Consider the following 26295-nt stretch of genomic DNA (forward strand, 5'->3'; position numbering starts at 1 on the left):
TAATGACCAATAGCGGACATTAAAAATGGCGAAAAACGGCCAATAATCTTGGCGTTGACAAGGTTGATATCCACATCAATGCGCCTGCTGTTATCACTCAGAGTGACAGCCAACTCCACCCCTACTCTGCCAGTGGATTGTCTTGCGCTGCGTTCATGCAGATTACGCGGCACCGCCATTTCATAGCGGATAACAGCCCTACTCTGCCAGGCCTCTTGAATAATCTCGCATTGCGGTTTCACATTCGCCGAAGTAATTACCCACTCTTCTTTTGCAGGTGAATAGTCATATTCATCACCATCATCAGAGCTTTCTTCAATTTGCAACACCCGGTCATAGCGCACACCGCTGTCTTTATCTACCAGTTGTAGCGTTCCATCCTCATTGAGCGCAATTTGCCAGAAAGCATTTTCCAGTATCCCTTCAGCGTCACTTTTTGCCGCAATCACGTTGCCAGGCTGATTCGCTTCGATATAAAGCGTGCGATAGCCCATAGAAGGGATAATCTGGTTGATCTGAATATCAAACTCCATAAAGGGATCGTAATTACCGTAATGAACGATTTGCCGATCGATTAGGCCCGGATCGATCTCACGGGCATGGCGAATAAAATACGGTACAGGCTGACCGCGATCGTCTCGTAGATTAAACTGGCTGGCGCGCAGCCGCACAGTGGTGTTGATCACTTCTTCCCGCGGCCAGGGCATCAGGTTAAACAGCACGAGTTTGTCGGCATCACTCTGTGGCATGTTATCGGCAATTTTGCGCATGTAGAAACGCAGCAGATTATCCGCCATGTCTTCAGCCAGTTCGAAGCGGGAGACGATTTCGCGATGAACTTTGTCACTACAGCAGCAGCCGATGCTGTCATGGGCGTGGTTTTTTAAAATTTCTTTCCACATTTTCTCCAGCAAGCCGTGGTGGTATTCAAAACCCAACGTCCAGGCCAGCGTTGCCAGCGGTTCCAGCAGATTAACAATCTTATTTTCAATACGCGCGTGGGCAATTTTGATATCCATGCGCGTGGAACCGATGGTGCGATGCACGCGCATATATTTGCCATCGATAAATTCACCTTTCAGGGTTGCCAGACTTTCACGCTGCGCTTCAATCTGCTCGAATACCTCTTCAAAGCGGCTCATCACAAACTTTCGTTGAGGATAAATTTCGCGCAGCTTCTCCATCACTTTGAAGATATTTTGCTGCAATGGCATCTGATCATGCCCATTCGGCAGCAAAATCTCTTTGGTTACAGACGCTTTTTCCAGCACCTCAAAATAACTGTCGAGGCGTTTGCGTAATCCGTCTTCGTCCGCAGGTAAGTACTTGCCGATGGCATAACCCAACGGCAGCACTTGCGCCGTCACTTCGCTACCATCACTGCTTTGCCACAAAAACTCGGTTTTATCCGTACCGTGGCGCTCAGAACATCCACGCCAGAACATGGTGCGGGTAATGCCAAATCCATTGTAGATATGTGGCAGTTGCGCGGACATGCCAAAGGAATCTGGTAAATAACCTATTCTCATCGGCTCGCCAAACGCGAGGCAGTCACGCATTCCGTACATCAGATTACGGACGATGGATTCCGCAGAAACAATCGTGGTATCGGTCTGGGTATACCAGGGGCCGATAATCAACTTGCCTGCTTCTACCTGTTTCTTCACGCGGTCTTTGTTTTCCGGCTTCACCGCGAAATAATCTTCGAGGATCGCCGTTTGCCCGTCGAGTACGTAATATTTGTATTCGTTGCCCTGTTCCAGTCGGCACAGGATCTCTTCCATATTATTGACCAGCAGAATGCGTGACTCTTCGGTGGTGAAATACCACTCCCGATCCCAGTGCATATGCGGGGTGATGTGAACGCGAGATACCGCTTTCATCGTCGTTTCCTTTTTGTTTATGGCATTACGCCATCAGTCAGATAGTTGCCATGCTTAACCGCGTGACGCCGCCAGATCAGGAGAATTGCAGTCGAGATTGCAGCCCCCACCAATGCCGCACCAAACCAGCCAATTGCCGCCATAACACCGCCCGCGCCATTATCATGAAGTAAAAAGAGCGAGAAAATGCCGGCACCGGGTGTCGAAAGGCCGATATTCATCGCGCCGACGATAGCGCCCGTTACCATAGAGCCCAGCACAAACGAACCAATAACCCGCAGCGGATCTTCAATCGCCATCGGGATCGCCCCTTCGGTAATACCAGCCAGCCCTAACAGCCAGGTGGATTTCCCGGTCTCAATTTCAAACTCTTTAAACAGGCGCGGTGCGAGCATCGTGGAAGCGGTTACGGTAAATGCCGAAACCATTTTGACGGAGGCGAAAATGGCATACGGGCCGTAAACGCCGTTCGCCATTGCGCCCAGGCAGAATGCATAAGCGGCTTTGTTCACTGGCCCTCCAAGGTCAAAGGAACACATAAAACCGAGAATGGCACCCAGCAACAGCGCGTTACTTCCTGACAGACCGTTTAGCCAGGCGGTAAGCGAGTTATTGATCCAGGCGACAGGTTCTCCCACCACAAACAGCATCAGACTGCCCGCTCCCAACGTACCGAGAACAGGGTAGAGATAAAAAGTCAGGAATCCATTGAATTTACTGCTAAGACGCAAGTGATTTTTTACCCAGCGCATCAGATAACCGGCTATCAATCCGCCAACGACCGCGCCAAGAAACCCGGAACCGATCATATTGGCGGCAAGTCCAGCCGCAAAGCCCGGCGCTAACGCCGGTTTATCTGCCAGCGAATAGGCGGTATAGGCTGCCAGCACCGGCACCATCAAAATCCCGAGCATCCCGCCGCCCAGTTTGCGGTACATCCACAACCAGGAGTTTTCTTCATTAAATAGATCTTGTAGCCCGAAGATTTGCGACAGTAATACCGCGACCGCCAGCACCGTGCCCCCCGCGACAATCAACGGCACTGCAAAAGAGATCCCGCTTAACAGCGCCTGTTTCAGCTCCGTTTTGACACTTTTCACCGGTTGCGTATCTTGCTGTACGGTACGCGTCTCACCGCTACGTTTGAGGGTAAGCGCTTGTTGAATCAACGCTTCTGCATGGCGAATCGGCTCGGCAACAGGCACAGAAAGCGCGGGAATGCCGTTAAAACGCTCATTCTCCTTAATGGCAACTTCTGCCGCAAAAATACAGGCAGTGGCGGCATTCAATTGATCCGCTGTTAAACGTCCTTCAATGCCATTAGCACCCTGCTTTTCAACAAAGACATTCACGCCGAGTTTGCGTCCGGCTTTTTCCAGATATTCCGCAGCCATGTAGGTGTGAGCAATACCCGCCGGGCAGGCCGTTACGCAGACAATAGTTGGCGCGTTGGAAAAAGAGGCAGTATGTTGCGTATCCCCCTTGTCATCCAGCGCCGAGAGCAATTCATCAGACGTCGTTGCCGACTGTATACGCCCCCTGATCTCATCATCTGCCAGGCGCGTGGTCAGCGCGGTAAGCAGTTGCATATGCGTAGTACCCGCTTCATTGGGGGGAATCGCCAGCAACACCACTAAATCAACCGCTTCCGGGCCATCAACACCTTCCCACTGAAGCGGCTCGCTGAGTGTGGCGACCGCAAACGCCGCTTCTTTTACCACAGCAGTTTTGCCATGCGGCACAGCCAACCCTTCACCTAAGGCGGTCGGGCCAAGGCTTTCACGGCGATACACTTCTTCCAGAAATTGCTCAAGACTGGAAATTTTCCCCAGAGCAGCAAGACGTTGAGTCAACGCGTGGATGGCCTCTTCACGGCTGGTAAAGCGCGCATTCAGACACAACGCATCGCGGTGGGTCAGAGTCGTCAGATTCATCATGATCCTCACTTGATCGTTTTTATAGTCGCGCCAGTGTGTCCGATAAAATAATACTATTATGTGATCAATTCCACTTGATTGAAATTATTTGTATTGTATTTGTATTATTTACAGGATGAATTTATCAGGCATAATGGCTAAATTCGTATTGATGAGATGCTAAATCATGGGACGGAAACCCTTATATCGACAGATTGCCGATCGCATTCGTGAGCAAATTGCGCGTGGCGAGCTTAAACCTGGCGATGCGTTACCCACTGAATCAGCGCTACAAACAGAGTTTGGTGTCAGCCGGGTTACGGTGCGTCAGGCTTTGCGCCAGTTAGTCGAGCAACAGATCCTCGAAAGCATTCAGGGCAGCGGGACTTACGTCAAAGAAGAGCGGGTCAATTACGATATTTTTCAGTTAACCAGTTTTGATGAAAAACTGTCGGACCGTCACGTCGATACACACAGTGAAGTCCTGATATTTGAAGTGATTCCGGCTGACGATTTTCTTCAGCAACAGCTACAAATCACCGCGCAGGATCGTGTGTGGCATGTGAAGCGCGTGCGCTATCGCAAGCAAAAGCCAATGGCGCTGGAAGAAACCTGGATGCCACTTGCGTTGTTCCCGGATCTCACCTGGCAGGTCATGGAAAATTCGAAATATCACTTTATCGAAGAAGTGAAGAAAATGGTTATCGATCGTAGCGAACAGGAAATCATTCCTCTGATGCCAACCGAAGAGATGAGCCGTCTGCTTAATATCAGCCAGACTAAGCCGATTCTTGAAAAAGTATCGCGTGGATATTTAGTTGATGGTCGGGGGTTTGAATATAGCCGCAACGCTTTTAATACCGATGACTATAAATTTACCCTGATAGCGCAGCGAAAATTATCGCGATAAGCATAAAAAAGGCCATCATACGATGGCCAACCATGTCGAAACCGATAGCCCTTCGCCATTCCTGTAGAGGGAAGCGGCGAGGGCTATTTCTTATTACAGATATTTATTTCAGCACAGTTTTCAGTGCTTCACCGATATCGGCCAGGCTGCGAACGGTTTTCACGCCTGCGGCTTCCAGAGCAGCGAATTTCTCATCCGCTGTCCCTTTACCACCGGCAATGATGGCACCCGCGTGACCCATACGTTTGCCTTTCGGCGCAGTCACACCAGCGATGTAGCCCACTACAGGCTTGGTAACGTGCTCTTTGATGTACGCCGCGGCTTCTTCTTCGGCGCTACCGCCGATCTCACCGATCATCACAATCGCTTCGGTCTGCGGATCTTTTTCGAACATTTCGAGGATATCGATAAAGTTAGAGCCAGGGATCGGGTCGCCGCCGATACCAACACAGGTCGACTGACCGAAACCGTAATCCGTGGTCTGTTTAACCGCTTCATAGGTCAGTGTACCGGAACGGGAAACGATACCCACTTTACCCGGTTTGTGAATGTGACCAGGCTGAATACCGATTTTGCACTCACCCGGGGTGATAACACCCGGACAGTTCGGGCCGATCATACGAACGCCTGCTTCATCCAGTTTCACTTTCACGGTCAGCATATCCAGCGTCGGGATGCCTTCAGTGATGGTGATAATCAGTTTGATGCCGGCATCGATAGCTTCCAGAATAGAGTCTTTGCAAAACGGAGCCGGTACGTAGATAACAGAAGCAGTAGCGCCAGTAGCAGCAACAGCTTCACGCACAGTGTTGAATACCGGCAGGCCGAGATGGGTAGTACCGCCTTTACCTGGGGTTACGCCGCCAACCATTTTAGTGCCGTATGCAATGGCCTGTTCAGAGTGGAAAGTCCCCTGGCTACCGGTAAAGCCCTGGCAGATAACCTTGGTGTTTTTATCAATTAAAATGGACATTATTTCCCCTCCACTGCGGCAACAACCTGCTGAGCGGCATCCGTCAGACCTTTTGCTGCAATAATATTCAGGCCGCTGTCAGCCAGTTTCTTCGCGCCGAGTTCGGCGTTGTTACCTTCCAGACGTACCACGACCGGTACGTTAACACCCACTTCCGCTACCGCGCCGATGATACCGTCAGCGATCAGATCGCAACGAACGATACCGCCGAAGATGTTAACCAGAACGGCTTTCACTTTGTCGTCAGAGAGGATAATTTTGAACGCTTCGGTTACACGTTCTTTGGTTGCGCCGCCGCCAACGTCAAGGAAGTTAGCCGGTTCGCCGCCGTGCAGTTTTACGATGTCCATGGTGCCCATCGCCAGACCTGCGCCGTTAACCATACAACCGATGTTACCATCCAGCGCAACGTAGTTCAGTTCCCACTGTGCAGCCTGTGCTTCACGCGGATCTTCCTGCGACTGGTCACGCATTTCGCGCAGATCAGGCTGGCGGAACAGTGCGTTGCCGTCAGCGCCCAGTTTGCCGTCGAGGCAAATCAAGTCACCCTGTTTGGTAATAACCAGTGGGTTGATTTCGATAAGTGCCAGGTCGCGCTCCAGGAAAATGGTCGCCAGGCCCATGAATATTTTGGTGAACTGCTGAACCAGTTTACCTTCCAGACCCAGTTTGAACGCCAGCTCGCGTCCCTGATACGGCATCGGGCCGGTCAGCGGATCAAGCGCAACTTTGTGGATCAGGTGCGGAGTTTCTTCTGCCACTTTTTCGATTTCTACGCCGCCTTCAGTGGAGGCCATAAAGACCACGCGACGGGAACTACGGTCTACAACGGCACCAAGATACAGCTCTTTAGCGATATCGGTCGCTGCTTCAACCAGAATCTGGTTAACCGGTTGGCCATTGGCATCTGTTTGATACGTTACCAGACGTTTGCCCAGCCAGTTTTCTGCAAAAGCACGGATGTCTTCTTTGCTGTTTACAACTTTCACACCGCCCGCTTTACCGCGGCCACCAGCGTGAACCTGACATTTCACTACCCACGGACCGGCACCGATTTTTGAAGCGGCTTCTTCTGCTTCGCGCGGAGTAGTACAGGCATAACCCACCGGTGCTGGTAAGCCATAGCGGGCAAAAAGTTGTTTTGCCTGATATTCATGTAAGTTCATGTGTTCTGTCCATCCTTCATTAATCGTTATCTTTTAAACCATAGACCGAATATGACGTCTTGCGTTCAGGTATTGTCGGATGCGGCGTGAACGCCTTATCCGACCTAAAATTGTGATCATCCGTAGGCCTGATAAGACGCGTCAGCGTCGCATCAGGCATCGGTTGTCGGATTTATCCGGTCTACAGTGCAGGTGAAACTTAAACTACTATACGTCCAGCAGCAGACGCGTCGGATCTTCCAGTAATTCTTTGATCGTTACCAGGAAGCCCACGGATTCGCGACCATCGATCAGACGGTGATCGTAGGACAACGCCAGGTACATCATCGGCAGGATCTCAACCTGACCATTCACTGCCATCGGCCGATCTTTGATAGCGTGCATCCCCAGAATTGCGCTCTGTGGCGGGTTGATGATAGGTGTAGACATCAGGGAACCGAACACACCACCGTTGGTGATGGTGAAGTTACCACCGGTCAGATCTTCAACCGTCAGCTTGCCGTCACGGCCTTTAACTGCCAGCTCTTTAATTTTCTTCTCGATGTCTGCCATGCCGAGGGTATCGACATCACGCAGAACTGGCGTCACCAAGCCGCGCGGCGTAGAAACCGCCATGCTGACGTCGAAATAGTTGTGGTAAACCACATCATCGCCGTCGATAGACGCATTCACTTCCGGGTAACGTTTCAGGGCTTCAACCACCGCTTTCACGTAGAAGGACATAAAGCCCAGACGGATGCCGTGGCGCTTCTCAAACGCTTCACCGTACTGCTTACGCAGATCCATAATCGGCTTCATGTTGACTTCGTTGAACGTGGTCAGCATGGCGGTGGAGTTTTTCGCTTCCAGCAGACGCTCTGCCACACGCTTACGCAGGCGAGTCATCGGAACACGTTTTTCGCTACGTGCAGCCAGGGCCGGTTGCGCCGCCGGGGCTGCTGCTGGTGCAGACTCTTTCGCCGGGGCTTTCGCCAGATGTTTTTCCACATCTTCACGGGTCAGACGACCACCGACACCAGTGCCTTTAATAGCGCTGGCGTCGAGGTTGTGTTCAGCCAGCAGGCGGCGGATCACCGGGCTTAACGCATCGTTGTTTTGCTCTTCCAGAGACGCCTGCTGGCGTTGCGCCGGAGTGGACGCTTTCTCTTCAGTTTTGGCGCTGGTTTCTTTACCGGCGCTGTTGCCTTCACGCAGGCGACCGAGGATCTGACGAGATGTTACGGTTGTACCTTCATCTTCCAGAACTGCATCCAGAACGCCGTCTGCTGATGCCGGTACTTCCAGTACCACTTTGTCAGTTTCGATTTCTACCAGCACTTCATCACGTACGACTACGTCGCCGGGTTTTTTATGCCAGGTTGCGACGGTGGCATCGGCTACAGATTCAGGCAGGTCTGGGACCAGAATATCTACGCTACTCATTGTGTATCCTTTATTTATTCGACGTTCAGCGCGTCATTAACCAGATCTTGTTGCTGTTTCTGGTGAACGGACATATACCCTACCGCCGGAGAGGCAGAGGCCGGGCGGCCTGCATAACGCAGAGAAGCCCCAAACGGAATCACTTCACGGAAATGATGCTGGCTGCAGTACCATGCGCCCTGGTTGAGCGGCTCTTCCTGGCACCAGACAAAATCCTTGACGTGAGCAAACTGCTGCAACACTTCCTGCATCGCTTTATGCGGGAACGGGTAGAGTTGCTCGATACGCACAATGGCGACATCGTGTTGATTGTTCTTACGGCGTTGTTCCAGCAGATCGTAATAAACCTTACCAGAACACATCACTACGCGCTTCACGCCCTTCGGATCAAGCTCGTCGATTTCACCGATGGCTGGCAGGAAGGTGCCGTTCGCCAGTTCTTCGAGGCTGGAAACCGCCAGCGGGTGACGCAGTAGCGATTTCGGCGACATCACGACCAGTGGACGACGCATCCCGCGCAGCGCCTGACGACGCAGCATGTGGTAAACCTGTGCCGGGGTAGACGGTACGCAAACCTGCATATTCTGCTCAGCGCAGAGTTGCAGATAACGTTCCAGACGCGCGGAGGAGTGCTCCGGCCCCTGCCCTTCGTAACCATGTGGCAGCAACATCACCAGACCACACATCCGACCCCATTTCTGTTCGCCAGAGGAGATGAACTGATCGATAACCACCTGCGCACCGTTAGCGAAGTCACCGAACTGCGCTTCCCAGATAGTCAGAGTGCGTGGTTCTGCGGTGGCATATCCGTATTCAAATGCCAGCACGGCTTCTTCAGAAAGCACAGAGTCCCAGACGCGGAACGCCCCCTGGCCATTATGGATATGTTGCAGCGGCGTATAAGTGGAACCGTTGGACTGGTTGTGGATCACCGCGTGGCGGTGGAAGAACGTACCGCGACCGGAGTCTTCACCCGACAGGCGAACCGGAATGCCTTCATCAACCAGCGTAGCGTAGGCGAGGTTTTCCGCGCCGCCCCAGTCGAACAGTTTTTCACCGGCAGCCATTGCCTGACGATCGCCATAAATTTTGGCAACGCGAGACTGCATTTCAACCGCTTCCGGCACCGTACTGATACGTTTAGCCAGTTCCTGCAAGCGCTTCATCTCAACTTTGTTCGGGTACTCTTCGTCCCATTCGTGGTTGAGGTACGGCGACCAGGTGAAAGAGTGCATGTTCATCGGACGCCACTCTGCCACTACGCAATCGCCAGCATCCAGCGCATCGCGGTACAGGTTAACCATCTCAGTGGCATCTTCCAGCGTCGCGACGTTTTCCTGCTCCAGTTTGTCAGCGTAGATTTTGCGCGGCGTCGGATGTTTTTTGATTTTCTGATACATCAGCGGCTGGGTTGCGCTCGGCTCGTCGGCTTCGTTGTGGCCGTGACGGCGGTAGCACACCAGGTCGATGAAGACATCACGTTTAAAGGTGTTACGGAAATCGAGCGCCAGACGGGTCACAAAGGCAACGGCTTCCGGATCATCCGCGTTAACATGGAAAATCGGTGCCTGAACCATCTTACCGATATCAGTACAGTACGGCGTCGAACGGGCATCCAGCGGGTTAGAGGTGGTGAAGCCAACCTGGTTGTTGATAACGATACGTACCGTACCGCCAACTTCATAACCACGCGCTTTCGACATGTTCAGAGTTTCCTGAACCACGCCCTGCCCGGTGACAGCGGCGTCACCGTGGATGGTGATTGGCAGCACCTTGTTGCTGCTCGGCTCATCGAGTCTGTCCAGACGGGCACGAACAGAACCGATAACGACCGGGCTGACAATCTCAAGGTGAGACGGGTTAAACGCCAGCGCCAGGTGCACCAGGCCACCATCGGTCTGGAAGTCAGACGAGAAGCCCATGTGGTATTTCACGTCACCTGTGCCAAGGTGTTCTTTATGTTTACCGGCAAACTCGTCGAACAAGTCTTGCGGTTTTTTACCCAGCACATTCACCAGCACGTTCAGACGACCACGGTGCGCCATCCCGAGAACCACTTCACGGGTGCCGCTGTTGCCAGCGTGGCGGATCATCTCTTTAAGCATCGGGATTAACGCGTCACCGCCTTCCAGCGAGAAGCGTTTTGCGCCAGGGAATTTTGCGCCGAGGTAACGTTCAAGGCCTTCAGCGGCGGTCAGTTCGCTTAAGAAGCGTTTTTTCTCTTCGCTATTGAATGTCGTGCGACCAGACTCGATACGCTGTTGGATCCAGCGTTTTTCTTCGGTGCTGGTAATGTGCATGTACTCGGCACCAATCGGGCCGCAGTAGGTTTGCTTGAGGGCTTCCAGCAACTCGCCGAGTTTCATGGTTTCTTTGCCGCTGGCAAATGAACCGACGTTGAAGGTCTCCTGGAAGTCTGCTTCGGTCAGGTCGTGGAAAGACGGATCCAGATCGGCCACTTTATCTTGCTGCCACAGACCCAGCGGATCGAGATTCGCATGCTGGTGACCACGGAAGCGGTATGCGTTAATGAGCTGCAGGACTTTAACCTGCTTCACATTGGTGTCAGGGTCGGAGATCGTTGAAGAGTAACGTGAAGCGTCTTTCGCCAGGCGGCGGAAATATTCACGCGTTTGAGAGTGGAATTGATCCGGTTTGACTCCCGTACCAGGTAACTGCTGGAACGTCGAACGCCAGTTAGCGTCAACCGAGTCAGGATCGGTTAAGAAGTCTTCATAGAGCTGTTCTATCCAGCTCTGGTTTGCGCCAGAGAGGTAAGAAGAGTCCAACCAGGCTTTCAAAGCGCTGTTCTGCATCGTGATCCCTTAAGCATCTTTTGTATGCTTACTTCGCCGTGGATACTACCACGCACAGTGATGTGCGTGCCGGGGTTCACTTGTTGCGGACTTGTCGTGTTTTCTGCGTCCGCTAAGGAACCTTTAAAAACTGTCTTAGTGTCAGGGGCAGTTTTTAAAGATTTCCTGCATTTCTTTGTTACGCCTGATGCGCTGCGCTTATCCGGCCTACGAGTAATGACTTGTAGGCCGGATAAGGTGTTCACACCGCATCCGGCACTGGTTGCCTGATGCGACGCTTGTGCGTTTTATCAGGCCTGGGTTTACGCATTACGCTGCAACAACATCGACTTGATATGGCCGATGGCGCGCGTCGGGTTTAGCCCTTTCGGACAGACACTGACGCAGTTCATGATGCTGTGACAGCGGAATACACTGAATGCATCGCTCAAACCGTCGAGGCGGCTGTCAGTCTCGGTATCACGGCTATCGATCAGGAAACGATATGCCGCTAACAAGCCTGCCGGGCCGATAAACTTATCGGGATTCCACCAGAAAGACGGACAAGAGGTTGAACAACATGCGCAGAGAATACATTCATACAACCCGTCGAGTTTTTCACGCTGCTCTGGCGTCTGTAAATGCTCGCGAGCTGGCGGATTTTGTCCATTATTCAACAGGTAAGGCTTAATTTTCTCATATTGCGCATAGAATTGTCCCATGTCTACCACCAAATCGCGGATCACCGGTAAACCAGGCAGCGGGCGAATCACAATCTTCTTGCCCGGCTGGTTGAGTACCGAAATCGGGGTAATACAGGCCAGACCATTCTTGCCGTTCATGTTCAGACCGTCGGAACCGCACACACCTTCACGACAGGAGCGACGGAACGACAGGCTGGGATCTTTCTCTTTCAACTGGATAAGCGCATCCAGCAGCATCATGTCGCGACCTTCTTCCGCTTCCAGGGTGTAATCCTGCATACGCGGAGCATCATCAACATCCGGGTTATAGCGATAAATTGAAAACTCGAGTCTCATTTTCCTGTCTCCGCATTAGTAAGTACGAATCTTCGGCGGGAATGCCGGGCGCAGTTTCGGTTCCATGTTGACGCTTCGGCGCGTCATGGATTCCGACTCAGGCAGATACAGGGAGTGGCACAGCCAGTTTTCATCATCACGATCCGGGAAATCGAAGCGGCTATGCGCGCCACGGCTTTCGGTACGGAAGTTGGCAGAAACAGCCGTTGCATACGCCGTTTCCATCAGGTTATCCAGTTCCAGGCATTCAACGCGCTGAGTGTTGAACTCACTTGAGGTGTCATCCAGACGGGCATTTTTCAAGCGCTCGCGGATCACTTTCAACTGCTCAAGCCCTTTCGCCATCGCATCACCTTCACGGAAGACCGAGAAGTTATGCTGCATACATTCTTGTAGTGCTTTACGAATCGCCACCGGATCTTCACCGTTACGGTTGTTGTTCCAGCGATTCAGACGATCCAGAGACGCTTCAACATCAGACTCGCTGGCATCGCGCAGTGCGCCCTGCTCGGCGATAGACTCTTGCAGATGCAGGCCAGCTGCGCGACCAAAGACCACCAGGTCCAGCAGCGAGTTGCCACCCAGACGGTTAGCGCCGTGTACCGATACACACGCGATTTCACCAACGGCAAACAGCCCCGGAACAACCACATCTTCGCCTTTCTCGTTCACCGTCAACGCCTGACCGGTCACTTTGGTCGGAATACCGCCCATCATGTAGTGACAGGTTGGGATAACCGGAATCGGCTCTTTCACCGGATCGACGTGAGCGAAGGTACGGGAGAGTTCAAGGATACCCGGCAGGCGGGATTCGAGAACTTCTTTACCCAGGTGGTCAAGTTTCAGTTTTGCGTGTGGCCCCCACGGACCATCACAGCCGCGACCTTCACGAATTTCGATCATGATGGAGCGCGCCACCACGTCACGGCCCGCCAGATCTTTGGCGTTCGGCGCATAACGCTCCATAAAGCGTTCGCCATGTTTGTTCAACAGGTAACCACCTTCACCGCGGCAACCTTCGGTGACCAGTACGCCCGCACCTGCAATGCCGGTCGGGTGGAACTGCCACATTTCCATATCCTGCACCGGGACACCGGCACGAATCGCCATACCCACGCCGTCACCGGTATTGATATGAGCGTTAGTAGTAGACTGATAAATACGGCCTGCGCCGCCGGTCGCCAGCACGGTAGCGCGAGCTTTAAAGTAAACCACTTCACCGGTTTCAATGCACAGCGCAGTACAACCGACGATGGCGCCATCGGCGTTTTTCACCAGGTCCAGCGCATACCACTCGGAAAAAATAGTGGTATGGTTTTTCAAATTCTGTTGATAGAGCGTGTGCAGCAGGGCGTGACCGGTACGGTCAGCCGCTGCCGCAGTACGCGCCGCTTGCTCGCCGCCGAAATTTTTCGACTGACCACCAAACGGACGTTGATAGATACGACCATCATCAAGGCGAGAGAACGGCAAGCCCATGTGTTCCAGTTCCAGAATCGCTTCCGGCCCGGTTTTACACATATATTCAATCGCGTCCTGGTCACCGATATAGTCCGACCCTTTTACGGTGTCGTACATATGCCATTCCCAGTTATCTTCATGGGAATTACCCAGCGCAACGGTAATGCCGCCCTGCGCAGAAACGGTATGGGAACGGGTCGGGAAGACTTTAGAGAGCAGCGCACAGGTCTGGCCGCTCTGGGAAATTTGCAGCGCCGCGCGCATACCTGCACCACCGGCACCAATCACAACTGCATCAAATTCTCTGACTGGCAATTTCATCACACACCCCACACCACAACGAGTCCATAAATCACGTAACCCCCCAGTGCAACGACAATCACCAGTTGCAGCATCAGGCGCAAAGCCAGCGGTTTAACGTAGTCGGTCAACACCTGCCACATGCCAATCCAGGCATGGATCAAGATAGAAAACAGCGCCAGCAGGGTGAACACTTTGGTGAACGCAGAGGCGAAGAAATCGATCCAGACTTCATATGTCAGCTCGCCACTGGTAGCGAAAAAACCGACCATATAAATGATGTAAAGCGTCAGGACGATAGCGGTAGCGCGAACGAGGATGAAATCATGTACGCCATTGCGTCCTAATGCGGAGGCGTTGCTTACCATACGAGGACTCCTGCGAGAAGTGAAAGCACGACAGTAATAACAAAGGAGATTTTGGCAGAGCGTTTACCCGCTTCGAATGTTTCTTCCAGATAGCCAAAATCCATCATCATGTGGCGAATACCTACGACGACGTGATACGCCAGAGCGGTAAGGATGCCCCACATGATAAATTTGACGAAGAAGCTGCCCATAATCGCGGAAGCTTGCTCGAAACCTTCAGGGGAAGAGAGGCTGGTACCCAGAAGCCACAGCAGGATACCCACTGCAACAAAGGTGATCACACCGGAAACGCGATGGAGAATGGACGCTATCGCCGTGATGGGGAACCGGATGGTCTGTAGGTCCAGATTAACAGGTCTTTGTTTTTTCACATTTCTTATCATGAATAACGCCCACATGCTGTTCTTATTATTCCCTGGGGACTACGGGCACAGAGGTTAGCTTTCTGTTACCAGGAGACGTCGGGATTTCCTTCCTCCGGTCTGCTTGCGGGTCAGACAGCGTCCTTTCTATAACTGCGCGTCATGCAAAACACTGCTTCCAGATGCGAAAACGACACGTTACAACGCTGGGTGGCTCGGGATGGCAGGGTGTTCCGGAGACCTGGCGGCAGTATAGGCCGTTCACAAAATCATTACAATTAACCTACATATAGTTTGTCTGGTTTTATACAGAACAGTGATCTGGGTCACGATAACAACATTAATTTAATTTTTAATCATCTAATTTGACAATAATTAAACAAAGTTGTTACAAACATCACCAGGAAAAGCATATAATGCGTAAAAGTTATGGAGTCACTATTTCACCTAATATTAACTTATGTAACTGTGTGGAAGTATTGACCAATTTATTCAGGACAGTTATTAGTGGTAGACAAGTTTAATAATTCGGATTGCTAAGTACTTGATTCGCCATTTATTCGTCATCAATGGATCCTTTACCTGCAAGCGCCCAGAGCTCTGTACCCAGGTTTTCCCCTCTTTCGCAGAGCGGTGAGCCAAATAACAAACGGGTAAAGCCAGGTTGATGTGCGAAGGCAAATTTAAGTTCCGGCAGTCTTACGCAATAAGGCGCTAAGGAGACCTTAAATGGCTGATACTAAAGCAAAACTCACCCTCAACGGGGACACAGCTGTTGAACTGGATGTGCTGAAAGGCACGCTGGGTCAAGATGTTATTGATATCCGTACTCTCGGTTCAAAAGGTGTGTTCACCTTTGACCCTGGCTTCACTTCAACCGCATCCTGCGAATCTAAAATTACTTTTATTGATGGTGATGAAGGTATTTTGCTGCACCGCGGTTTCCCGATCGATCAGCTGGCGAGAGACTCTAACTACCTGGAAGTTTGTTACATCCTGCTAAATGGTGAAAAACCGACTCAGGAACAGTATGACGAATTTAAAACTACGGTGACCCGTCATACCATGATCCACGAGCAGATTACCCGTCTGTTCCACGCCTTCCGTCGCGACTCACATCCAATGGCAGTCATGTGCGGTATTACCGGTGCGCTGGCGGCGTTCTATCACGACTCGCTGGATGTTAACAATCCTCGTCATCGTGAAATTGCCGCGTTCCGCCTGCTGTCAAAAATGCCGACCATGGCCGCGATGTGTTACAAGTATTCCATTGGTCAGCCATTTGTTTACCCGCGTAATGATCTCTCCTACGCCGGTAACTTCCTGAATATGATGTTCTCCACGCCGTGCGAACCGTATGAAGTTAATCCGATTCTGGAACGTGCTATGGACCGTATTCTGATCCTGCACGCTGATCATGAACAGAACGCCTCTACCTCCACCGTACGTACCGCTGGCTCTTCGGGTGCGAACCCGTTTGCCTGTATCGCAGCAGGTATTGCTTCACTGTGGGGACCGGCGCACGGTGGTGCTAACGAAGCCGCGCTGAAAATGCTGGTAGAAATCAGCTCTGTTAAACACATTCCGGAATTTGTTCGTCGAGCGAAAGACAAGAATGACTCTTTCCGTCTGATGGGCTTCGGTCACCGCGTGTACAAAAATTACGACCCGCGCGCCACCGTAATGCGTGAAACCTGTCACGAAGTCCTGAAAGAGCTGGGCACGAAAGATGACCTGCTGGAAGTGGCTATGGAGCTGGAAAATATCGCGCTGAACGACCCGTACTTTATCGAGAAGAAACTGTACCCGAACGTCGATTTCTACTCTGGTATCATCCTGAAAGCGATGGGTATTCCATCTTCCATGTTCACAGTCATCTTCGCCATGGCCCGTACTGTCGGCTGGATCGCGCACTGGAGCGAAATGCACAGTGAGGGCATGAAGATCGCCCGTCCGCGTCAGCTGTATACCGGCTATGAAAAACGTGACTTTAAATCAGATGTTAAACATTAATTATTGTCTGATTTATACTCTAAATAATTCGAGTTGCAGGAAGGCGGCAAGCGAGTGAATCCCCAGGAGCTTACATAAGTAAGTGACTGGGGTGAGCGAACGCAGTCGCAGCACATGCAACTTGAAGTATGACGAGTATAAACCGTATATCCGTTTAGCCCGCCTGAACATCTGGCGGGCTTTTTTGTTCGTTAGTTATGTCATCGACAAAAAACTGTAATCGGGCACAAATACAATGACGCCGACGCGCAGGATGAAAAGCAAACCATCAGCCTCTCCTTCGGTCAGCCTATTACTCCGCTGAAATATCACATTACCGGTCTGCAAAATATCCGCGTACTGAATATTCGTCGCCATACGATGTTGCAGCAATTTAAAATAACGACAACTCATTTAGTCTTTTGCCCTTTCCAGCCGAAGAGGCTTCTTCGGATCATTGCCAATTTCCCGGGTTTTATTGATTACCGTTATTTTTTCCCTGCCCGGCATTCTTTATGCTGTATCGATACACCTTTTTAAGATTCAGGGAGTGCAGAATGCCAATATTACAGTGGGGAATGTTATGTGTGCTGTCACTTCTCCTTTCTATTGGCTTCCTCGGATTACATCTCCCGGCAGCGCTCTTACTTGGGCCGATGATAGCCGGGATCATCTTTAGTATGCGCGGAACGCCTCTGCAACTCCCCCGCTCCGCTTTTCTCGCCGCGCAGGCCATTCTTGGCTGCATGATTGCACAAAACCTCACAGGTTCGATTCTCACCACCCTGGCCGTCAACTGGCCGGTGGTGTTAGCGATTTTACTGGTGACGCTGCTTTCCAGCGCCGTTGTGGGATGGTTATTGGTACGTTATAGCTCACTGCCCGGAAATACTGGTGCATGGGGCTCTTCTCCTGGCGGCGCGGCGGCAATGGTCGCTATGGCGCAAGATTACGGCGCAGATATTCGCCTGGTGGCGTTTATGCAATATCTGCGAGTGTTGTTCGTCGCGGGGGCGGCTGTACTGGTTACGCGGATGATGCTGGGCGATAACGCTGAAGCGGTTAACCAGCAGATCATCTGGTTCCCGCCAGTGAGTATTAATCTCCTGCTTACGATTTTGCTCGCGGTCGTTGCCGGTACGGCGGGACGCCTACTACGTCTTCCTTCCGGTACGATGCTTATCCCGATGCTGGCAGGTGCAGTGCTCCAGTCTGGTCAGCTCATCACGATTGAACTCCCGGAATGGCTGCTGGCAATGGCCTATATGGCGATTGGCTGGCGAATTGGTCTCGGTTTCGATAAGCAAATCTTACTGCGGGCATTGCGGCCACTGCCACAAATCCTGCTGTCGATTTTTGCTCTGCTGGCTATTTGTGCAGGTATGGCGTGGGGACTGACCCAGTTTATGCATATCGACTTTATGACCGCTTATCTCGCCACCAGCCCCGGCGGGCTTGATACCGTGGCGGTCATCGCCGCAGGGAGCAATGCCGATATGGCGCTCATTATGGCGATGCAAACCCTGCGCCTGTTCAGTATTTTGCTGACAGGGCCTGCCATTGCGCGGTTTATTTCAACCTATGCGCCGAAACGTACGGCCTAGTGCTGGCAGCCAGGGCACCAGTAAAACGGGCGCGAGGACAACGTGGTTTTCTCAATAATGCCACCACAGCGTTCGCACTGTTCGCCATCACGATGAAAAACCTTAAAGCGAAACAGTGCCCCATGATGTTTATTCTCATCCACCTGCCCCCGCGTAGCGTAAGAAAGTCGAGGAATATCCAGTAACGCGTACGCGAGTGCATCCAGTTGCGCCGCGTTAAGATCTTTCGCTTTATGGCTTCCGGTCAACCCAACCTGCCAGAGGATCTCCACCCGCAGATAATTGCCAAGTCCTGCCAGAAACTCCTGATCGAGCAGTAATCCGGCAAACTGACGGTTACGGAAGCGCGGAGACAATAACCGCTGCTTTGCCACCTCCGGCGTCAGATTCGGATCCAGTACATCGGGACCCACGCGTTGTAAAAACGGATGCGTGGTCAGTTGTTCCGGTGTCAACATCTCAATATCCGAGGCGCTATAAAGCAGAATGGTTTTGTCAGCCGTTTGCAGTTTTACCCGCAGTACTCGCTTGGTCTGCGGCTCTTCGCCGGTATCAACCACGCGCCAGACGCCGTAAAGCTGATTATGACTATAGAGTGTTAAGCCGTTGGAAAAATGAGTTAACAACGCTTTACCACGCGTTTCCACATGGCTAACGCGTTGACCGATAAGTTGTGATTGATAAGGTTTTAACTGCGGGAAAGCAAACCAGACATCCGTCAGGGGTTTGCCTTTGATCGCCGCCTCCAGGTTATCCGCTGCACGGCGGATCTCCGGGCCTTCAGGCATGGTGATATCCTTTTTTCATTTTTTATTCAGCGGGATTATGCTGCAACAACAATCCCCTTTTCGGCAAATGCAGTTCGTAAGCGGCGGGCGAACGCCAGTGCGTGCTCGCCGTCGCCATGCAAGCAGACCGTTTGCGCCGTGACCGCTGCCCATTCACCGGTAATACTTTTGACTCTGCCGTGTTGCACCATCTCCAACGTTTGCGCCAGCGCCTGTTCTTCGTTTTCAATCAACGCACCAGGATGGCTTCGCGGCACCAGCGAGCCGTCAGCCTGATAACCGCGATCGGCAAACACTTCCTCGCGCGTTATCAGACCATATCGCTTGCCTGCACGAATCAGCTCGCTTCCCGCCAGCCCAACGAGAATCAACGCCGGATCGCAAGCGTATACCGCTCTGGCGATGGCGTCTGCCAGTTGTTTCTCTTTCGCCGCCTGGTTGTATAACATGCCGTGCGGTTTGACATGACGCATTACGCCGCCTTGCGCACAGGTAATCGCAGCCAGCGCGCCAATTTGATACAGCGTCTGGGCGTAAACGGTTTCTGGCGGCAGCTGCATGGCGCTACGGCCAAAATTTTCCCTGTCGGGAAAACTCGGGTGAGCACCAATCGCGACACCATTTTTTATTGCTTCACGCACGCAAGCCTGCATGGTTTGTGCATCGCCTGCATGAAATCCACAGGCAATATTGGCAGAGGAAACCAGCGTTAATAGCTCTGCATCGCTGGCGCAGCCTTCGCCCAGATCGGCGTTCAGGTCAATTATCATTGTGCAGCCGCCACGCTAATTGTTCGAAATAACGTTGCTGATCTTGCCGCGCTTTCAGTGCATCTGCCAGTGAACACTGGACAAAATGAATCGGCTGACCGAGCGGAATTTGCGCCAGATGGTACATATCAGCCTCAATGATGCAGGCAATACGCGGGTAACCACCGGTGGTTTGCGCGTCGTTCATCAACACAATAGGCTGCCCGTTATGCGGCACCTGCACCACTCCCGGCAGCAAACCGTGAGATAACAGTTCGCGATCGGTGGTGCGTTTTAAAATTTGACCTTGTAAGCGATAGCCCATGCGGTTACTTTGCGGGCTAAGCTGCCAGGGCGAACGCCAGAATGCATCCTGCGAGGCGCGATCGAACTCATGATATTCCGGCCCCGGCAGGGCGCGAATGCGGTTGCCCCACAGCAGCTGTTTAACGCCCTGTGCTTCCATAAAACTACGCTTCGCTTTGCCAATCGGGAGTCGGTCACCCTCCTTCAGTAAACGGCCTTCCAGCCCGCCAATCCCCACGTTGAGATCGGTACTGTATGACCCCATTACCAGTGGAACATCAATACCGCCCGCGACCGCCAGATAACTGCGCATCCCGTGCTGCGGACGTTTAAGCGTTAAACGCTGGCCTGCTTTCATCGGCAAGCGCCAGCCGGTCCAGACGGCGTTATCATCCAGCCGCGCTTCGCAACCTGCCCCCGTCAGGGCAAACCAACCATCTGTTTCGAACTCAACCGTTAACTGACCGAGCGTAATCTCCAGCGCGGGGGCATTGGCATCATTACCCACCAGCAGGTTAGCAATGCAGAGCGCAGGTTTATCCAGTGCGACGCAGTGGCTGATACCCGACTGGCGAAAACCGTGACGACCGCCATCCTGCACCGTGGTATACATGCCCGCACGAATAATCTTCAGCATACTCCCTCCTTCTGCGGCACAAAGCGCACGCTGTCTCCCGGACGTAATAAGATGGGTTCGTCACGCGCCGGATCAAAAAGGCTGAGTGAGGTATGACCAATCAACTGCCAACCACCCGGCGTTGCCAGCGGATAAACACCCGTCTGCGGCCCGCCGATCCCAACAGACCCCGCAGGAACGAGCAAGCGCGGTTCAGCGCGCCGTGGTGTGTGTAGTTGTTCCGGCAAACTCCCGAGATACGGGAAGCCCGGTTGAAAACCTAAAAACCAGACCACGTATTCTACGGATGAGTGCAATTCAACAACCTGTTTTTCGCTCAACCCACAATGCGCCGCGACGACCGATAAATCCGGTCCACCTGCGCCACCGTAAACCACCGGAATTTCAATAAAGCGAGACTCTGGTTCCAGCGCCTCGCTCTCCTCCCACCAGCGTTGCAAGCGCTCTATGGCATCCAGCGCCAGCGATTCAGGGTTACGCAAAATCACCGTGATATTGTTCATGCCGGGAATGGCTTCCACCACATTTGGCATATCCACCAGACGCTGCGCCAGTCGCCAGATCCGTTTCTGACTAGCCAACGTCACCGGCGGTTCCAGTTCCAGCACTACCGCCGTTTCACCTATCAGATAACAACGCGCTCGTTGCACTTTCGCACCCTCTGATTATTCGTTATGCAGGATTAGGAATATCAATAAAGGTCACATCAAGATCGGTATTTTCATTCAGCCACTCGCTCAATGCGCGAATACCACCGCGTTCAGTGGCATGGTGACCGGCAGCATAAAAATGCAATCCCTGCTCGCGGGCTGAATGAATGGTCTGTTCAGAAACCTCACCAGTAATAAATGCATCCACGCCAAAACGCGCGGCGCTATCGATAAAACTTTGCCCGCCGCCCGTGCACCATGCGACGCGCTGCACCACCTCAGGCCCGGTATCGCCACACCACAGCGGCTTGCGTCCCAGACGCGCTTCAATCCAGGAAGCCAGTTCCAGCCCCGGCACAGGCAGGGTCAGTTCGCCCCATGGCACCAACGGCTCAATTTCACCTATGACCGTGATCCCCAGTAACGCCGCCAGCTGTGCGTTATTGCCCAGTTCCGGATGTGCGTCCAGCGGCAAATGCCAGCCATACAGGTTGATATCATTCGCCAGCAAGGTTTTCAAACGGTTACGCTTCATGCCGCGAATTACCGGGGACTCACCTTTCCAGAAGTAGCCATGATGCACAATGACCGCATCTGCGCCCAGACGCACCGCTTCATCAAGCAGCGCCTGGCTGGCAGTGACACCGGTAACAACTTTTTGCACCGTCTCTTTGCCTTCCACCTGCAAACCATTCGGCGCGTAATCACTAATCGCCGCGCTGTTCAGTTTCTCGTTAATCAGTTGTTCCAGTTCGGTGTTTTTCATCTTCGCGCCTTCCGTATTCTGATAGCTACACCGTTAACATAGCGTTACCTCGCCTGTTCGTCGATAGCCAATCTTTTGACATATTAAGAAACAAACCCGACGCCAAAAGGCGCAAATTGTTTATCTCACCACACCACAGTTCATGTATATTTATGCAAACAGACAGCATATTGCATAAATAATCAGATCTGTATCAAGGTTTTAACTTTAAGGAAACACACGCACACCACGCTTTTATTACGTGGCGTCGCATCCAACTGTGGAATTATCATGAATAAACACGCATCACAGCCGCGCGCTATCTACTACGTTGTCGCGCTACAAATCTGGGAATATTTTAGCTTTTACGGCATGCGTGCCCTGCTGATTCTCTATCTCACCAATCAACTGAAATACAACGATACTCACGCCTACGAGTTATTTAGCGCCTACTGTTCGTTGGTGTATGTCACGCCAATCCTCGGTGGCTTTTTGGCTGATAAAGTGCTCGGCAACCGCATGGCGGTGATGCTGGGGGCGTTGTTGATGGCGATCGGACATGTGGTGCTGGGCGCCAGTGAGATCCACCCGTCATTCCTCTATCTGTCCCTGGCGATTATTGTTTGCGGCTACGGTCTGTTTAAATCCAACGTCAGTTGCCTGCTCGGCGAGCTGTATGAGCCAACCGATCCACGTCGTGATGGCGGCTTCTCACTGATGTATGCGGCGGGTAACGTGGGGTCTATTATCGCACCTATCGCCTGTGGCTACGCCCAGGAAGAGTACAGTTGGGCGATGGGCTTTGGCCTGGCGGCGGTTGGCATGATCGCGGGGCTGGTCATTTTCTTATGTGGCAATCGTCATTTCACACATACCCGCGGCGTTAACAAAAAGGTACTGCGCGCGACAAACTTTCTCCTGCCAAACTGGGGATGGCTGCTGGTTCTGTTGGTAGCCACGCCTGCGCTGATTACCGTGTTGTTCTGGAAAGAGTGGTCGGTATACGCCTTAATTGTCGCGACTATTATTGGCCTGGGTGTACTGGCAAAAATTTATCGCAAAGCAGAAAACCAGAAACAGCGTAAGGAACTGGGGCTGATTGTGACACTCACCTTCTTCAGCATGTTGTTCTGGGCCTTCGCACAACAGGGGGGTAGCTCGATTAGCCTTTATATCGACCGCTTCGTTAACCGCGATATGTTTGGTTATACCGTTCCGACCGCTATGTTTCAGTCGATTAATGCCTTCGCGGTCATGCTGTGCGGTGTGTTCCTGGCGTGGGTGGTTAAAGAGAGCGTTGCAGGTAATCGTACCGTGCGCATCTGGGGCAAATTTGCTCTTGGTCTCGGCCTGATGAGCGCCGGATTCTGTATTCTGACCTTGAGCGCCCGCTGGTCCGCAATGTATGGTCACTCTTCACTGCCACTGATGGTGTTAGGGCTGGCGGTGATGGGCTTTGCCGAACTGTTTATCGACCCGGTTGCCATGTCGCAGATTACGCGTATTGAAATCCCCGGCGTGACCGGTGTATTAACCGGCATTTATATGCTGCTTTCCGGCGCGATTGCGAACTATCTGGCGGGCGTGATTGCCGATCAGACATCGCAAGCTTCGTTTGATGCTTCCGGGGCGATCAACTACTCCATCAATGCATATATTGAAGTGTTTGATCAAATAACCTGGGGCGCACTGGTGTGTGTAGGACTGGTTCTGATGATTTGGCTGTATCAGGCGCTGAAATTCAGAAACCGCGCGCTGGCGCTGGAGTCTTAATACGCCAACACCGATGCCTGATGCGACGCTTAACGCGTCTTATCAGGCCTGGATAGCCCTGCAATGTATTGGTAGGCCGGATAAGGCGTTCATGCCGCATCCGGCATCCGGGCACGATTGCCTGACGCGTCTGTTATTTTCCCTTCCTCGCCGCCTCATACGCAGCTAACGTTCGCACTCTCGCTTCTTTGTGATCGACAATCGGTTGCGGATAATCCAGCGTCACACCTGCTTTCTCTGCCCATTTCCACGGCTGATGCACCAATTTTCCCGGCACATCGCGCAGCTCCGGTAGCCACTGGTGGATAAACTCGCCCTCGCAATCAAATTTTTCGCCCTGAGTTGTCGGGTTGAAAATACGGAAATACGGCGCAGCATCGGTTCCTGTGGAGGCCGCCCACTGCCAGCCACCGTTATTGGCTGCCAAATCACCATCAATCAACTGCGACATGAAAAACCGCTCCCCTTCGCGCCAGTCGATCAATAAATCTTTCACCAGAAAACTGGCTGTGATCATCCGCAGACGATTATGCATCCAGCCAGTGCTGTTAAGCTGACGCATAGCGGCATCAACAATAGGGTATCCCGTTTTTCCTTCCTGCCAGGCCTTTAAATGCGCGGGATTGCTCTGCCATTGCACGCGGTCGGTCCAGGCAATAAAGGGGTGATGTTTACACAACGACGGGTGATACGTCATCAGATGACGGTAGAACTCGCGCCATATCAGCTCATTAAGCCAGACGCTACCGGCCCCGCCTTCCAGCGCCTGCGGCTGTTCTGCCAACAGGCGATGTAAACACTGGCGAGGCGATAACCCGCCCGTTGCAAGGCTTGCAGACAAACGGCTGGTGCCCTCCACTGCCGGAAAGTCACGCTGTTGCTCATACTGCCCTGCACCGTTCTGGCAAAACTGGCGTAATTGCGCAATCACTGCTTTTTCTTCCACCGGGAAATGCACAGTATCGAAAGACTGACGAGGATAATTCAGCGTAATGGATGGCGGGGACGCTATCGATCCACTACGACGAACTTTTGGTGCAGAGACGCACTCCGGCATCCCTTCCCGCAGCCGTTTCAGCCAGGCATTCTTAAAAGGCGTAAAGACTTTGTACATCTCGTGATTGCCGGTAATCACCGCGCCAGGCGGCAGGATCACGCTGTCATTAAATCCTTCACACACCACGTTACGCAGCGTTCTCTCAACCTGCACATCCCGCGCTCGCTCATTCACCTCATACTGATAGTTATAAAACAGATGGGTAACACGATTTTCCGCACACACCTGTTTAACTGTTTCGACACTGACAGCAAAGTCATCCACTTCACGGAACAATAAAGGAATACCTTTTTCTGCCAGCGCTATTCGTAGCCCATTGAGTTGAGCATTGATAAGTTCAGCCTGACGCGGCGACATGTTATGCGTCGCCCACTGGCGTGGTGTAGCGATATACAACGCCAGTACGCGTGCAGACGAATTGTGACAGGCGGCAGCCAGCGCGAGATTATCATGCAGACGTAAATCCTGGCGAAACCAGACCAAATGGGTAGTCATAAAACTCCTGAATGGCGCAAGTTAATCACTCGCGGCCAAAGTTCGAAATAACGCTGCCCTGAAAGCCAGGAGTTAGGATAAAGCGCCATATAGTGTTTGATATGCATCAGCGGCGCAAGAAGTGGTTGCTCGCCACGGCGATAACTATCGATAAGCGCAGCCAGCTGCTGACGTTCTGTGGAATCAATATACGGACGAAAATAACCCTGAACGTGCATCAAAACGTTAGTGTGATCGCGCGGGTTAGCGGGGTGAGAAAGCAAAACAATTACGCGTTGGCAGTACTGGTTGTAAAAATCATCCAGATTTTGCCACTGGTGAATATCTGCCACAAATGGGCCAAGTTTGCGGTACTCTGGCTGGGAATGAGCCAGAAAGACGAGTTTATAGCGGCTGTGATAATCGAGAAGCGCCGCGCGCGTTAAGCTATGTTCTTTCAGTCGATGTAACTCATAAAGCGCGAAGATACGGATTAGAGTGCTGTCATCAAATCGTTGCTGATTCATTACTGCTCCTGAACGGTTTACAGGAGTAAGTGTAGACGTTGGGAAATGATATTTGTGAAGTTAATCCTGTCGTAGTAGGGCAAGATTACGAAAGCCCGCCCCCCGCAAGCCTGTACATAAATTTGTGTAATTGCCTGATTTTGATATGTTCAATCCAGAAACCGACCTATTGTTTATCTTAACTGTATCATCCTGAAAGTTCGGCAGGACAGTCGCGTCATCAACAAATCGAGGCTCCTGGCACTGAGCATCAATATCGAAGGTCAGAAAGAACTGCCGGGGATGTGGCTGGCCGAAAATGAAGGTGCGAAGTTCTGGCGGTATCACCAAACCTCCGGTTCTGATGTCACTTAGGACTAACGACGCTTCAACACAGGTTCGGGTTTACTCATCTCAC

General features: G+C 52.2%; 22 protein-coding genes and 3 pseudogenes. 8 read left to right on the forward strand and 17 right to left on the reverse strand.

Translation table 11 applies throughout. The annotated features are described in order from the left end of the window. Both A7090_RS06910 and mngA read right to left on the reverse strand, forming a co-directional pair. On the reverse strand, positions 1 to 1883 hold a 1883-nt coding region (locus A7090_RS06910; protein ID WP_105273456.1), incomplete at its 3' end, for a glycoside hydrolase family 38 N-terminal domain-containing protein. A 17-nt stretch (positions 1884 to 1900) separates the two neighbouring features. Further along, on the reverse strand, positions 1901 to 3817 hold the full coding sequence (gene mngA / locus A7090_RS06915) for a PTS 2-O-a-mannosyl-D-glycerate transporter subunit IIABC (protein ID WP_198599573.1): 1917 nt from the start codon (positions 3815 to 3817) through the stop codon (positions 1901 to 1903). 169 nt (positions 3818 to 3986) lie between these two features. Here mngA and mngR point away from each other — a divergent pair, with 169 nt between their 5' ends. After that, entirely contained in the window at positions 3987 to 4709 is a 723-nt protein-coding gene (gene mngR / locus A7090_RS06920) for a mannosyl-D-glycerate transport/metabolism system transcriptional repressor MngR (protein ID WP_105273458.1), read from the forward strand. Between the two features lie 103 nt (positions 4710 to 4812). Here the strand turns inward: mngR and sucD are convergent, their stop codons facing one another. The 8 genes from sucD to sdhC all read right to left on the reverse strand — a co-directional run bounded on the left by sucD (position 4813) and on the right by sdhC (position 14632). Beyond that, a complete protein-coding gene (gene sucD / locus A7090_RS06925; protein ID WP_000025458.1) occupies positions 4813 to 5682 on the reverse strand; it encodes a succinate--CoA ligase subunit alpha in 870 nt (289 codons plus the stop codon). Beyond that, complete coding sequence (gene sucC, locus A7090_RS06930; RefSeq protein WP_001048602.1) at positions 5682 to 6848, reverse strand: ADP-forming succinate--CoA ligase subunit beta; 1167 nt, start codon at positions 6846 to 6848, stop codon at positions 5682 to 5684. The genes sucD and sucC overlap by 1 nt, the downstream gene beginning before the upstream one ends. A gap of 207 nt (positions 6849 to 7055) precedes the next feature. Continuing rightward, positions 7056 to 8270 (reverse strand): 2-oxoglutarate dehydrogenase complex dihydrolipoyllysine-residue succinyltransferase, encoded by a 1215-nt coding sequence (gene odhB / locus A7090_RS06935; RefSeq protein WP_105273459.1) that lies wholly within the window; start codon positions 8268 to 8270, stop codon positions 7056 to 7058. Between the two features lie 14 nt (positions 8271 to 8284). Further along, positions 8285 to 11086 (reverse strand): 2-oxoglutarate dehydrogenase E1 component, encoded by a 2802-nt coding sequence (gene sucA / locus A7090_RS06940; RefSeq protein WP_105273460.1) that lies wholly within the window; start codon positions 11084 to 11086, stop codon positions 8285 to 8287. A 302-nt stretch (positions 11087 to 11388) separates the two neighbouring features. Next, positions 11389 to 12105, reverse strand: a complete 717-nt coding sequence (gene sdhB, locus A7090_RS06945) for a succinate dehydrogenase iron-sulfur subunit SdhB (RefSeq protein ID WP_105273461.1) — start codon at positions 12103 to 12105, stop codon at positions 11389 to 11391. Between the two features lie 15 nt (positions 12106 to 12120). Continuing rightward, positions 12121 to 13887 (reverse strand): succinate dehydrogenase flavoprotein subunit, encoded by a 1767-nt coding sequence (gene sdhA, locus A7090_RS06950; RefSeq protein WP_105273462.1) that lies wholly within the window; start codon positions 13885 to 13887, stop codon positions 12121 to 12123. After that, positions 13887 to 14234 (reverse strand): succinate dehydrogenase membrane anchor subunit, encoded by a 348-nt coding sequence (gene sdhD, locus A7090_RS06955; RefSeq protein ID WP_105273463.1) that lies wholly within the window; start codon positions 14232 to 14234, stop codon positions 13887 to 13889. Before sdhD ends, sdhA begins: the two co-directional genes overlap by 1 nt. Then, positions 14228 to 14632, reverse strand: coding sequence for a succinate dehydrogenase cytochrome b556 subunit (sdhC, locus tag A7090_RS06960; RefSeq protein WP_000263347.1), 405 nt, complete (start codon positions 14630 to 14632; stop codon positions 14228 to 14230). Before sdhC ends, sdhD begins: the two co-directional genes overlap by 7 nt. 380 nt (positions 14633 to 15012) lie before the next feature. Between sdhC and A7090_RS25735 the strand changes: the two genes are divergently transcribed. The 5 genes and pseudogenes from A7090_RS25735 to A7090_RS06975 all read left to right on the forward strand — a co-directional run bounded on the left by A7090_RS25735 (position 15013) and on the right by A7090_RS06975 (position 18192). Then, entirely contained in the window at positions 15013 to 15120 is a 108-nt protein-coding gene (locus A7090_RS25735; protein WP_123056935.1) for a hypothetical protein, read from the forward strand. A gap of 205 nt (positions 15121 to 15325) precedes the next feature. After that, on the forward strand, positions 15326 to 16609 hold the full coding sequence (gltA, locus tag A7090_RS06970; protein ID WP_105273465.1) for a citrate synthase: 1284 nt from the start codon (positions 15326 to 15328) through the stop codon (positions 16607 to 16609). 222 nt (positions 16610 to 16831) lie between these two features. After that, positions 16832 to 16924: pseudogene (locus A7090_RS27220) on the forward strand (hypothetical protein); the annotation flags it as partial. After that, positions 16910 to 16999, forward strand: a pseudogene (locus A7090_RS27225) (hypothetical protein); the annotation flags it as partial. The pseudogenes A7090_RS27220 and A7090_RS27225, both read left to right, overlap by 15 nt. 146 nt (positions 17000 to 17145) lie before the next feature. Continuing rightward, on the forward strand, positions 17146 to 18192 hold the full coding sequence (locus A7090_RS06975) for an AbrB family transcriptional regulator (RefSeq protein WP_105273466.1): 1047 nt from the start codon (positions 17146 to 17148) through the stop codon (positions 18190 to 18192). Here the strand turns inward: A7090_RS06975 and nei are convergent. Genes nei through ybgI form a run of 5 tightly spaced genes read right to left on the reverse strand, consistent with a single transcriptional unit; the run spans position 18189 to position 22088 of the window. Further along, complete coding sequence (gene nei, locus A7090_RS06980; protein WP_105273467.1) at positions 18189 to 18980, reverse strand: endonuclease VIII; 792 nt, start codon at positions 18978 to 18980, stop codon at positions 18189 to 18191. The two genes, A7090_RS06975 and nei, sit on opposite strands and share 4 nt — an antisense overlap. Before the next feature lie 35 nt (positions 18981 to 19015). Then, positions 19016 to 19750, reverse strand: a complete 735-nt coding sequence (gene pxpA, locus A7090_RS06985; protein WP_105273468.1) for a 5-oxoprolinase subunit PxpA — start codon at positions 19748 to 19750, stop codon at positions 19016 to 19018. Next, the gene (gene pxpC / locus A7090_RS06990; RefSeq protein WP_105273469.1) at positions 19740 to 20672 is read right to left on the reverse strand and encodes a 5-oxoprolinase subunit PxpC; all 933 of its coding nucleotides are present in this window, start codon (positions 20670 to 20672) and stop codon (positions 19740 to 19742) included. The genes pxpA and pxpC overlap by 11 nt, the downstream gene beginning before the upstream one ends. After that, on the reverse strand, positions 20666 to 21322 hold the full coding sequence (gene pxpB, locus A7090_RS06995; RefSeq protein ID WP_032176082.1) for a 5-oxoprolinase subunit PxpB: 657 nt from the start codon (positions 21320 to 21322) through the stop codon (positions 20666 to 20668). Before pxpB ends, pxpC begins: the two co-directional genes overlap by 7 nt. A gap of 22 nt (positions 21323 to 21344) precedes the next feature. Beyond that, entirely contained in the window at positions 21345 to 22088 is a 744-nt protein-coding gene (ybgI, locus tag A7090_RS07000) for a radiation resistance protein YbgI (RefSeq protein WP_105273470.1), read from the reverse strand. 270 nt (positions 22089 to 22358) lie between these two features. On the opposite strand from ybgI, the gene dtpD reads away from it, so the two are divergent. Beyond that, positions 22359 to 23840 (forward strand): dipeptide permease DtpD, encoded by a 1482-nt coding sequence (dtpD, locus tag A7090_RS07005; protein WP_105273471.1) that lies wholly within the window; start codon positions 22359 to 22361, stop codon positions 23838 to 23840. A 133-nt stretch (positions 23841 to 23973) separates the two neighbouring features. Here dtpD and phrB read toward each other — a convergent pair whose 3' ends face one another. Together phrB and A7090_RS07015 are read right to left on the reverse strand one after the other, a co-directional pair. Further along, positions 23974 to 25392 (reverse strand): deoxyribodipyrimidine photo-lyase, encoded by a 1419-nt coding sequence (phrB, locus tag A7090_RS07010; RefSeq protein WP_105273472.1) that lies wholly within the window; start codon positions 25390 to 25392, stop codon positions 23974 to 23976. Next, on the reverse strand, positions 25389 to 25898 hold the full coding sequence (locus A7090_RS07015; RefSeq protein ID WP_105273473.1) for a YbgA family protein: 510 nt from the start codon (positions 25896 to 25898) through the stop codon (positions 25389 to 25391). Before A7090_RS07015 ends, phrB begins: the two co-directional genes overlap by 4 nt. 165 nt (positions 25899 to 26063) lie before the next feature. Between A7090_RS07015 and A7090_RS07020 the strand changes: the two are divergent. Continuing rightward, positions 26064 to 26216: pseudogene (locus A7090_RS07020) on the forward strand (transposase); the annotation flags it as partial. Positions 26217 to 26295 lie beyond the last annotated feature (79 nt).

Origin of the sequence: Escherichia sp. MOD1-EC7003 (assembly GCF_002965065.1) — a bacterium.
GTDB lineage: Bacteria > Pseudomonadota > Gammaproteobacteria > Enterobacterales > Enterobacteriaceae > Escherichia.